Consider the following 10,740-nt stretch of genomic DNA (forward strand, 5'->3'; position numbering starts at 1 on the left):
TCCGCTCAGTACGCCTCGACGATCTCGACCTCCTCCTCCGTGACCTCGCCCTCGACGATCCGGAAGGAGCGGAACTGGAACTCTCCGGCCCCGTCGGTGTCGGCCGTGGAGACGAGGACGTAGTGCGCGCCGGGCTCGTTGGCGTAGGAGATGTCGGTGCGGGAGGGGTAGGCCTCGGTCGCCGTGTGGGAGTGGTAGATCACCACCGGCTCCTCGTCACGGTCGTCCATCTCGCGGTAGAGCTTGAGCAGGTCGCCGGAGTCGAACTCGTAGAACGTGGGGGACATGGCCGCGTTGAGCATGGGGATGAAGCGCTCGGGGCGGTCCGAGCCCGCGGGGCCCGCGATCACGCCGCACGCCTCGTCGGGGTGGTCCTTGCGCGCGTGGGCGACGATCTGGTCGACGAGGGCCTGGGTGATGGTCAGCATGTTCGTCAGGATAAGCAGAAGGGCCGTTCCGTACCGATGGATGGTACGGAACGGCCCATATGCCGGACATCCTGAGCGGCAGCCGCCGGGGGTGCCACGAGTACTCCCGGCGGCTGGACGTCCTGGCGGGGTGGTCAGCCGACCTTCTCGAACTCCGGGTCGCGGCGCTCGGCGATCTGCGGGTTGCGGCTCTTGAGGACCGCCCAGCCGATGGCCAGGGCGACGGCCCAGCCGGCCGCGACGTACAGGCAGACCCGCGCGTCCTTGTCGTACGCGATCATGCAGGTCACGCCGACGAGGAAGAGGAGCGCGACCCAGCTGAAGAGCGCCCCGCCGGGGGCGGGGAAGGCCGAGGCGCGCAGCCGGCCCGCGTCGACGGCGGCGCGGTAGCGGATGTGGCTGACCAGGATCATCATCCAGGTCCAGATGCCGGCCGCGGTGGCGACGGAGGTGACGTAGAGGAACGCCTTCTCCGGGACGACGTAGTTCAGGACGACGCCGATGCCCATGAGCGCCACGGAGACCGTGATGCCGACGGCGGGCGTCTTGCGGGCGTTGAGCTTGCCGAACGCCTGCGGCGCCTCGCTGTTGGCGGCCAGGTCGCGCAGCATCCGGCCGGTCGAGTACATGCCCGAGTTACAGGACGACAGGGCCGCGGTGAGCACCACGAAGTTGACGATGCCCGCGGCGAGCGGGATGCCGATCTCGCCGAAGGCGTGGACGAACGGGCTCTCGCCGGCGGAGAACTCGGTCCACTTGACGACGGAGAGGATCACCAGCAGCGCGCCGACGTAGAAGACGATGATGCGCCAGGGCAGGGTGTTGATGGCCTTGGGCAGGGTCTTCTCGGGGTTCTCGGACTCGCCCGCGGTGACGCCGACGAGCTCGACGGCGAGGTAGGCGAACATGACGCCCTGGAGCGTCATCAGGCTGGAGCCGATGCCGTTCGGGAAGAAGCCGTCGTGCGACCAGAGGTTGGAGACGGTGGCGGTGTCACCGGCGTCGGAGAAGCCGAGGGTGAGCACGCCGAGACCGATGACGATCATGCCGATGATGGCCGTGACCTTGATCATCGAGAACCAGAACTCGACCTCGCCGAAGATCTTGACGGAGATCAGGTTGACGCCGAAGAGCACCACGAGGAACACCAGGGCGCTGACCCACTGCGGGATCTCCGGGAACCAGAAGTTGATGTAGATCGCGGCGGCCGTCAGTTCGGCCATGCCGGTGACCACCCACATCAGCCAGTACGTCCAGCCCGTGACGAACCCGAAGAAGGGGCCGAGGAACTCGCGTGCGTACTCGGCGAAGGAGCCGGAGACGGGCCGGTAGAGGAGCAGTTCGCCCAGCGCCCGCATGATGAAGAAGATGACTACGCCCGCGAGGGCGTACATGAGGATGATGCTGGGGCCGGCCTTGGCGATGTTCGCTCCGGCACCCATGAAGAGGCCGACGCCGATGGCGCCGCCGATCGCGATCATCTGGACCTGGCGACTGCCGAGTCCGCGCTCGTACCCCTCTTCGGGGACGTTTTCCGTGTCGACCTGCGCAGAGGTCATGTGTGGTGCGCCTTTCTCCATGCCGACCCGGACCTTCGTCGGCCTCGGATCGGGTCTCGATCCCCCCGGATGAATGGAGCGGTGCCTGGCCGACGGTCGTCGGCTCGGTGGCGCACCCGGCCGGACATTCGGGTGGTGTCGGCCGGGCGGTCGTGAAGATTTATCACGGCCGCACCACTGATCACCCGGGGGGATTGTGACGCACTACACAGGGAAACCGGACAAAACGCAGCCCACCGCGGCATAGAAGGCGAGCACGGTGACGCGATCGTTATCCGGATTTGAGCGTCCTCTGAGCGAACACCGAGCGGTCACCCGGCGGTCACAGAACCTGCACGGATCAGGGCATAAGGGTTCCGACCAGCGTCTCCTGGAGTCCGCCCAGCCACAGGTAGGCCATCACCATCGGCTTGCGCGGGTCCTCGTCCGGGAGGCGGTAGAGGAGGTCGGTGTCCTCCTCGTCGGTGATCTCCAGCCGCGAGCCGATCGCGAGCCGCAGGTCGTTCAGGGCCGACAGCCACTGCTGGGACTCCTCCACCGACAGCTTCAGCACCGCGCCGCCCTCGCCGGCCGAGGCCGAGGAGAGCGCGTCCAGGGAGCGGATCACCGCGAGGGCGTTGTCCCGCTTGCCGGCCCGCAGGTCGTTCTCCGTGTAGCGGCGGAACTCGGCGGAGTACGCCCGCTGCTCCTCGGCGTCCCGGGGCGAGGCGGGCTGCTCGGGGTCGCTGTAGGCGTCCGGGAACAGGCGCCTGAGCACCGGGTCGGCGGGCGGCTCGCTCGGGCCTTCCGCGAACAGCTCGGCGAGCGGGTCGTCGGGGGCGTCCTCGGCCGGGCCGGGGCCGATGAGCTCCAGGAGCTGGACGGCCAGCGACCGGATGATGGAGATCTCGACGTCGTCGAGGGCGACGGCAGCGCCGCCGCCGGGAAGCGGTTCGAAGGTTCCGGGCATGAACGCCTTTTCGCTGCTGGGCGGGGAGCTGGCCTACTTGCGGTCCTGCTGGAGGGTGGCCCACAGGCCGTAGCCGTGCATGGCCTGCACGTCGCGTTCCATCTCCTCGCGGCTGCCGCTGGAGACGACCGCCCGGCCCTTGTGGTGGACGTCGAGCATGAGCTTGGTGGCCTTGTCCTTGGAGTAGCCGAAGTACGTCTGGAAGACGTACGTCACATAGCTCATGAGGTTGACCGGGTCGTTGTGGACGATGGTGACCCAGGGGAGGTCCGGCTCCGGTACGGCGAATACCTCCTCCGCCGACTCGGTCCGTTCGATCTCCAGGGGCGCGGGTGACGTCACACTGCCCATGCTGCCACCCGAGGGGGGTAGTCGCACAAATGGGCCTGGAAACCGGGGGCCTTGCCGCAAATCGTCAAACTGACGAAATGGGGGTACGATCTCACGTCATGAACACAGCGGACCTTGGGCTGCCGGTGGATGTTCCCTCGACGGCGCTCTTCACGGACCAGTACGAGCTGACGATGCTGCGGGCCGCCCTGGAGGCGGGCACGGCCGACCGGCGGAGCGTGTTCGAGGTCTTCACCCGGCGCCTGCCCAACGGGCGCCGCTACGGCGTCGTGGCGGGCACCGGGCGGGTGCTGGACGCGGTGGAGAACTTCCGCTTCGACGCGGGCGTCCTCGACTTCCTGCGCGAGCGCGAGATCGTCGGCGGTCAGACCCTCGAATGGCTCGCCGGCTACCGCTTCAGCGGGGACATCTGGGGCTACCCCGAGGGCGAGGTGTACTTCCCGGGCTCGCCGATCATGCGGGTCGAGGGCTCCTTCGCCGAGTGCGTGCTGCTGGAGACCGTGATCCTGTCGATCCTCAACCACGACTCGGCGATCGCCGCGGCGGCCTCGCGCATGTCGTCGGCCGCCGGGGGCCGGCCGCTGATCGAGATGGGCGCCCGGCGCACGCACGAGCTGGCGGCGGTGGCGGCGTCCCGGGCCGCGTACGTGGGCGGTTTCGCGACCACCTCGGACCTGGCCGCCGGGTTCCGCTACGGCATCCCCACCGTCGGCACCTCCGCCCACGCCTTCACCCTGCTGCACGACAGCGAGCGGGACGCCTTCCAGGCCCAGGTGAACACACTCGGGCGGGGCACGACGCTGCTGGTGGACACGTACGACGTCGCCGAGGCGGTCCGCACGGCCGTGGAGGTCGCCGGACCCGGGCTCGGGGCCGTGCGGATCGACTCCGGCGATCTGCTGCTGGTGGCCCACCGGGTGCGGCAGCAGCTGGACGAGCTGGGCGCGACCGACACGAAGATCGTCGTGACCTCGGACCTGGACGAGTACGCGATCGCCTCGCTGGCGGCGGCGCCCGTGGACGCGTACGGCGTCGGCACCCAGCTGGTGACCGGGTCCGGGCACCCGACGTCCTCGATGGTCTACAAGCTGGTCGCCCGGGCCGAGTCCGCGGAGCCGAACGCGCCGCTGGTGCCGGTGGCGAAGAAGTCCACCGGGGGCAAGACGTCCGTCGGCGGACGCAAGTGGGCCGCGCGGCGGCTGGACTCCTACGGGGTCGCCGAGGCCGAGGTGATCGGCACCGGGCCGGTGCCGGCGGAGCTCGCGGACCGGCAGCTGCTCGTGGAACTGGTCAAGGGCGGCGAGGTCGTCGCCCGGGAGCCGCTGGACGCGGCGCGGGACCGGCACACGGCGGCGCGCGCGGGGCTCCCGATGTCGGCGACGCAGCTCTCGCGCGGGGAGCCCGTCATTCCGACGGAGTACGCGCACGGCGCCTCGGGTAGCTAGGTCCTGTCGTCACATTCCCGTCGTCCGCCCGGAGGGCGGGTCCCGCGGCGTCAGGTGCGTGCTCTGGGGGTCCCCCCGGCCGAAGGCTGGGGGAGTGCCGGGCGCAGGCCCTCGTGCTGGTTGTACGTGGGTCTGTGCCCGGTGCGGCGAGAGGGCGTGCATGGCGTCGCGGGGGAGGCGGGAAGGTGACGACAGAGGGCGTGCCGGACGCCGCAGGGCAGGCGGGACTTTGCGGACACCCCCTAGGGGGGTGTGCGGCGATGCGCCGACCCGTGCCCCTCCCGTCTCCTGCCCCATGTCAATAGGCTCGGAAGTTCACCGGCCGGGCTTGCCGACCTCATAGCCGAAGGACACCGACCATGCGCCGCGCCTTGATCGTCGTAGACGTGCAGAACGACTTCTGCGAGGGGGGCAGCCTCGCGGTGGCCGGCGGTGCCGATGTGGCTGCCGCCGTCACCGAGCTGATCGGCCAGGCGGCCGGCTCCGGCTACCAGCACGTCGTGGCCACCCGCGACCACCACATCGCCCCCGGCGGCCACTTCTCCGCCAACCCCGACTTCGTCCGCTCCTGGCCCGCGCACTGCGTGGCCGGCACGGAGGGCGTCGGCTTCCACCCGAACTTCGCCCCCGCCGTCGCGTCCGGCTCCGTCGACGCCGTCTTCGACAAGGGGGCGTACGCGGCGGCGTACAGCGGCTTCGAGGGCGCGGACGAGAACGGCACGCCCCTGGCCGACTGGCTCCGCTCCCGCGAGGTCACCGAGGTCGACGTGGTCGGCATCGCCACGGACCACTGCGTGCGCGCCACGGCCCTGGACGCCGCGAAGGAGGGCTTCCGCACCCACGTCCTGCTCGACCTCACGGCGGGCGTGGCCCGGGAGACCACCGAGCGGGCCCTGGAGGAGCTGCGGGAAGCGGGCGTGGAGCTTTCCGGCAAGCCGGTCGTCCAGTGACCCGGTAGCCCGGCAGTCCGGTAGCGCCCGAGGGTCAGGTCCGGGCCGTCGGACGGCGCAGCAGGGCTCTGATCGGGCGCCACAGTTCGAAGGCGAGGTCCGGGCTCGCCACGACACCGTTGTCAGGGGCCGTGCGCCATATCAGGCCGTCGGGGTGGTGCAGGACGGCCGTGATCTCGTCGGGGGACGGCGGGGCGGCGTTGCCGCGCAGGTAGACCGCGCGCAGGCCCAGGTTGCGGAGCCTGGTGAGGGCTCGGGAGCGGTTCGCCGCGTGGACGAGTACGCGGACGGAGCCGGGGCCGTCGGCGGCGGGGCTGGGCAGGTTCAGCGCCACCACCACGGTGCCGTTCGGCAACTTGCAGAAACCTCCTGCGGCCATGTGGTCATACCCCCGTGTCGGTCGGTGTCAATAAGAGAGCCACAGGACGCACCTAAACACGGATCGGCGGCGACCCGCCAGGGGGTCACCGCCGATCATGCTTTGACCTGCGAAAACGCGGTTTACTTCACTGCGGGGCCGACCTCGAGCTCGATCGTCGAGCCGTCCTTGGCCTCCTTGACGATCTTGATCTTGGTGTTGGTGTCAGTGACCTTGACGCCACCGGTCTTGTTCGACGGGTCGTAGTAGGTGCTGGTGCGGTCGTTGAAGACCGAGACGCCCTTCGACGACTTGATCTTGGTCGCGACGTCCGCGTTGTGCAGCGTCATGCCGTCGGTGCGGTACAGGCTGAACGGCGAGTCGTAGGCCTGGATGCGGTTGCGCATCAGGGTGCCGTCGGACCACTTCAGCGCCTTCGGGTGCGAGTCGATCGGCAGGACCAGACCGGTGCCCGGGTGGACGCTGGTGTTGTTGTCCGCCTGGGAGGTGTCCCACTTCCAGATCAACAGGCCGTTCTGGTACGCGTAGTGCTCCACCCAGTCCGGACGGGTCTTGGTGAAGCCGAAGTTGTACGGGCCGACCTTCAGGGTCTTGTCGTACGACACGTACTGGCGGTTCTCCGCGATGTAGTACTGCGCGTAGTCCTTGGTGAAGGACTTGCCCATGCGGGAGAAGCCGCCCGCCTTCCAGGCCGGGTCCGCGGTCTCGGCGTCGTCGGAGAAGACGGGGGCACCGTCGGCGGTCACGGCGATCCGGTCGGCCGCGAAGCCCTTCATCGCGAGGCCGCCGTCGGTCTGGTAGCGGAAGCGCAGGTCGATCTTCCGGCCCGCGTAGGCGTCCAGCGGGAACGCCAGCTTCTTGTACGCGTCGACCGTGCCGGTCAGGGCCGGCTTGTCGCTGCCGTCACGCGGAATCGGCCGGCCGTCCACCGTGCCGTCCAGAGCGGTCCAGTTGGCACCGCCGTCGGTCGAGACCTCGGCGTAGAGGTAGTCGTAGTTGGCCTCGATCTCGTACCAGCCGTCGAGGGTCAGCGACGCCGACTTCTTGCCGGTCAGGTCGACGGAGCGGGTCAGCGTGTTCTTGAGGTCGTTGCCGCTTCCGCTCCACCACTGGGTGGCGCCCTGGGCGGGGGTGACGAGTTCGGTGGTGACCGCCCTCTTCGGCAGGTCGACCACGAGCGCCTGCTTGTGCTTGGTGTTGTACTCGGCGAGACCCAGCTTGTGCCAGGAGTTCGTCGCGGCCTTCGCCGTGTCGTACTTGAGCCAGCCCAGCTGGAGCTTGTCCCAGGCGGTCATGTCGCCCGGCAGGTCACCGATTTCGTTCTTGCCGGTGCCCAGCCAGGAGCCGGAGGACATCAGGGTCCAGAAGCCGGTGGAGTTGTCGCCGCCGCCGCTGGTGTCGTAGTGGTCCGGCAGGCCGAGGTCGTGGCCGTACTCGTGGGCGTAGACGCCGAGTCCGCCGTTCTCCGGCTGGACGGTGTAGTCGCCGACCCAGATGCCGGTGTCGCCGATCTTCGCGCCGCCGAGCTTGTTGTCCGCGGGGCCGGTGGCGCCGGCGTCGGTGCCGAAGGCGTACCAGCGGTGGGCCCAGATCGCGTCCTCGCCCTGCGCGCCGCCGCCCGCGGACTCGTCCTCACCGGCGTGCACGACCTGGAAGTGGTCGATGTAGCCGTCGGACTCGTTGAAGTCGCCGTCGCCGTCGAAGTCGTAGCGGTCCCACTGGTCGTACTGCTTGACGTCCGCCTTGATCTCGGCGTCGGTCTTCCCAGCCGCCTTCTGCTGGGAGACCCACGCGTTCAGACCGTCGCTGACGACGTTCCACACGCTCGGGCAGTTGGTGTCACCGCACGCGTTGTTGCCGTAACGGGCCTCGTTGTAGGGGACCTTGACCCAGTCGGAGACCTCGCCCTCGACCGAGTAGCGGCCGGAGGACTGCTTCTCGTAGTACTTCTTCACCGACTCGGTGTTCTTGCCGGTGCCGAAGTAGAGGTTCTCGAAGTACTTCTGGTCGTAGTCCGCCCGCCAGGCCGTGGAGTTGTCCTTCTTGCGGTCCGGCTCGGCTATCTGGTTGTGCAGCGGGCCGGGCGTGCCGCCGAACTCGCTGGTCTTGTCGCCGAACTCGACCAGGATGGTGAAGATCTTGTCGGTCTTCTCGCGGCCGAGCTCGACGTACTTGCTGTCGCCCTTCTTGCTCTTGAGCTGGACGACCTTCGACCCGTCACGGTTCTTCACCGTGGACTTGCCGGATATGACCTGCTTCAGGGCCTCCTGCCGCTGGGCCTCCTGGGTCTTGCTCAGCGGGCCTTCGAGGTCGTGCTCGCCTTGGTGGCGGTCCGCCGGGTCGTGCCGGTCCACGGTGGTGGACCGGGGAGCGGAGGTGTCGTCGGCCTGGGCCACGGCGTATGCGGGGCCGGTGGCTGCGGCCGCCGCGAGCGCCACGCCTATGGCGGCGGCTCTGAACGTCCAGGGTCTACTGGTCACTTGAGATCCTCCCCCGCGTTCGAGCGCGCGGAAGGAAGGGGTCCTGGTCGTGGAAGGTCCGCGCGCGCGTGATCAACGCGTGTAGTCAAGTGACGACATTTGACTAGAGGTTTAGAAGAAAAGACAGACCTTGACTTGGTCAGGTCAAGTGCACTATGCGGAGTCGACGTTCGTTTTACGGACAACCGATCCGGTGCCCGGCGGGCATCTTCCGACGTCGGGCAGGCACGTGCCACCGTCCGGTGGGCGCGCGCATATGTCCACTACCTGGACGCCATGACTCCGTGCGCCCCCTGTGCTCCGGCCCTGTTGATTAGGTCACGCTTACCGCTCGTTCCAGTCGGGCACCCTGCCGGTGAGAATGTCACTTGGCAGAACGCCCGGAAACCGGCGGAATGCCAGGCCGACACCCCCGTGGACCCCCACTTTCGAGGACATGATGGCCATGCCCCGTCCGACTGCCGCACAGCTCGCCTACGGTTCCTGCACCGTCATCCTCTCGACCCTCGCCATGCTGCTGCTGTCCCAGACGAGTTCGGGCGTGGGGATCGCGATCATCGCCGTCGCGGCGCTCGCCCTGGGGCTGCTGGTCGCCATGACGGTGCCGCTGCCCGGGAAGCGCCCGGCCGCGGTGGAACAGCCGGCGCCCGAGGAACCCGTACGGGCCTCGGTCGCCGCGCCGGCCCCGGAGCCGGTGCGGGAGCGGGCGGTCTCCTGACCGCCACTGATCCTTCCTTTTGCTTACCTCCGGTTGATGGGTCCGTGCCTCAATTGGTGCTGACCACGACCGTTTTGGCCGCCTTGTCGTGCAGGCCCTGCTTGTAGGGCCGGTCGAAGAAGCTCCAGCCGCCCGAGATCACGAGCCAGACGCAGAAGCAGCAGAAGAAGCACGGGATCCACAGCACCGCCGCGCGCATCAACGCGTTCTGCACGGAGGGCGTGGCGCCGTTGTCGAGGTTGGCCACGCGCATGTGCAGCAGTTTCTTGCCGAGGGTCTGGCCGGTCCGCGCGGTCAGGAAGGTGTCGTAGGCGATGTAGAGGACGGCGGCGACCCCCGACTGCCAGAAGGACTTGCCGACCTCGATGCGGTCGCTGTCCACGTCGTACTCGTTGACGCCGAAACCCCAGGTGAGCAGCCCGACGACGATACCCACCAGGATGATGTCGATGATGCGGGCGAGCGTGCGCCTGCCGCTGTCGGCGAGCGGGGGCATGCCGGCGAGGGGGTCGGTGGGGTAGGAGCCGCCGCCGTAGGGGTCACCGCCCTGGCCGCCGCCGGGGCCGCCGCCCGGGTATCTCGGGTCGTAGGGCGAGCCCGCGTCCTCGCCGGGCTGCTCGCCCGGGGGCCGCTTCCTGAACGGATCGTCTTCCGGGGGCTGCTGCCCGGAGCCGGGGGGCGGTTCACTGCTCATGGCCCGAGTCGACCGCGAACCCCCCGGCTCCGCATCCGGCAGACGGCCGTCCGAGCTACGGATTCACCTGGTGCGCAGCGGTACGCCGCCGTCCCGTGCCGGAGGCGGGTGTGCCGCTCAGCCGGCCACGAACGTGTGCGCGGCCTTGTCGTGCCAGCACTGGCGCCACGGCTTGTCGAACAGGCACCAGGCGATGCCGACGATCCCGACGACGAGGAGTCCGGGCACGCTGTAGACCAGCCAGCGGCGCAGGGCCGCGCCGAACTCCGGGGTGTCGTGGCCCTCGATGTCCCGCACGTCGAGACCCATGAGCTTCTTGCCGAGAGTGCGGCCCCACTTGGCGGTGGGCAGGACCTCGGAGACGACGCCGACGAGCAGCAGGACGGCCAGGACGATGCCGAGGTACACCGACGTGGTGCCGTCGAGCAGCCAGACCGTGACGGTCTCGCCGGAGAGCTTGGCCGCGTCGATCTTCTCGTTGACGTGGTCCGCCGCCTTGATGCCGAGCGGTACGGCGGCCCCGGCGGTGACACCGGCGAGGACGAGGGTGTCCAGCAGCCGGGCGACCAGCCGCTTGCCGAGCCCCGCGGGGCGGGCCGAGGCCTGGCGTCGCGCGGCCGCCTGGAAGATGTCCTCGGTCGGCGGCTTCCAGGGCGCGACGGGCTGCTCGTCGCCGCCCTCTCCGGCGAGCCGGTGCACCTGCTGCGCCCAGGAGGACTGACCGCCGCCGGGGCCCGCGCTGAGGGGCGTGGCGGAGGCGGCGGGGCCGGGCTGGGGCCCGCCGGAC

At 69.4% G+C, this 10,740-nt stretch carries 11 protein-coding genes; 3 read left to right on the plus strand and 8 right to left on the minus strand.

Annotated elements, in window-relative coordinates:
* Positions 1-5: 5 nt before the first annotated feature.
* From CCL05_RS21865 to clpS, 4 genes are all read right to left on the minus strand, one after another.
* Positions 6-428, minus strand: a complete 423-nt coding sequence (locus CCL05_RS21865) for a M67 family metallopeptidase (protein ID WP_010039980.1) — start codon at positions 426-428, stop codon at positions 6-8.
* Positions 429-562: 134 nt separating this feature from the next.
* The gene (locus CCL05_RS21870; RefSeq protein ID WP_086562179.1) at positions 563-1,987 is read right to left on the minus strand and encodes an amino acid permease; all 1,425 of its coding nucleotides are present in this window, start codon (positions 1,985-1,987) and stop codon (positions 563-565) included.
* Between the two features lie 340 nt (positions 1,988-2,327).
* Positions 2,328-2,936, minus strand: coding sequence for a DUF2017 domain-containing protein (locus tag CCL05_RS21875; protein ID WP_086562180.1), 609 nt, complete (start codon positions 2,934-2,936; stop codon positions 2,328-2,330).
* Between the two features lie 33 nt (positions 2,937-2,969).
* The gene (gene clpS / locus CCL05_RS21880) at positions 2,970-3,287 is read right to left on the minus strand and encodes an ATP-dependent Clp protease adapter ClpS (protein WP_020270284.1); all 318 of its coding nucleotides are present in this window, start codon (positions 3,285-3,287) and stop codon (positions 2,970-2,972) included.
* A gap of 98 nt (positions 3,288-3,385) precedes the next feature.
* Between clpS and CCL05_RS21885 the strand changes: the two genes are divergently transcribed.
* Together CCL05_RS21885 and CCL05_RS21895 are read left to right on the plus strand one after the other, a co-directional pair.
* Positions 3,386-4,732, plus strand: a complete 1,347-nt coding sequence (locus CCL05_RS21885; protein WP_086562181.1) for a nicotinate phosphoribosyltransferase — start codon at positions 3,386-3,388, stop codon at positions 4,730-4,732.
* A gap of 359 nt (positions 4,733-5,091) precedes the next feature.
* Positions 5,092-5,682: an isochorismatase family protein gene (locus tag CCL05_RS21895; protein ID WP_086562183.1), complete on the plus strand. Its 591-nt coding sequence runs from the start codon at positions 5,092-5,094 to the stop codon at positions 5,680-5,682.
* A gap of 34 nt (positions 5,683-5,716) precedes the next feature.
* Here the strand turns inward: CCL05_RS21895 and CCL05_RS21900 are convergent, their stop codons facing one another.
* On the minus strand, positions 5,717-6,061 hold the full coding sequence (locus CCL05_RS21900) for a hypothetical protein (protein WP_086562184.1): 345 nt from the start codon (positions 6,059-6,061) through the stop codon (positions 5,717-5,719).
* Positions 6,062-6,183: 122 nt separating this feature from the next.
* Entirely contained in the window at positions 6,184-8,541 is a 2,358-nt protein-coding gene (locus CCL05_RS21905; protein WP_086562185.1) for an immune inhibitor A domain-containing protein, read from the minus strand.
* A gap of 439 nt (positions 8,542-8,980) precedes the next feature.
* Between CCL05_RS21905 and CCL05_RS21910 the strand changes: the two genes are divergently transcribed.
* Positions 8,981-9,259, plus strand: a complete 279-nt coding sequence (locus tag CCL05_RS21910; RefSeq protein ID WP_010039964.1) for a hypothetical protein — start codon at positions 8,981-8,983, stop codon at positions 9,257-9,259.
* Between the two features lie 49 nt (positions 9,260-9,308).
* Here CCL05_RS21910 and CCL05_RS21915 read toward each other — a convergent pair whose 3' ends face one another.
* Positions 9,309-9,953 (minus strand): RDD family protein, encoded by a 645-nt coding sequence (locus CCL05_RS21915; protein ID WP_086562186.1) that lies wholly within the window; start codon positions 9,951-9,953, stop codon positions 9,309-9,311.
* A 117-nt stretch (positions 9,954-10,070) separates the two neighbouring features.
* On the minus strand, positions 10,071-10,740 hold a 670-nt coding region (locus tag CCL05_RS21920; protein WP_143589924.1), incomplete at its 5' end, for an RDD family protein.

Source organism: Streptomyces africanus, assembly GCF_002150735.1.
Classification (GTDB): Bacteria; Actinomycetota; Actinomycetes; order Streptomycetales; family Streptomycetaceae; genus Streptomyces; species Streptomyces africanus.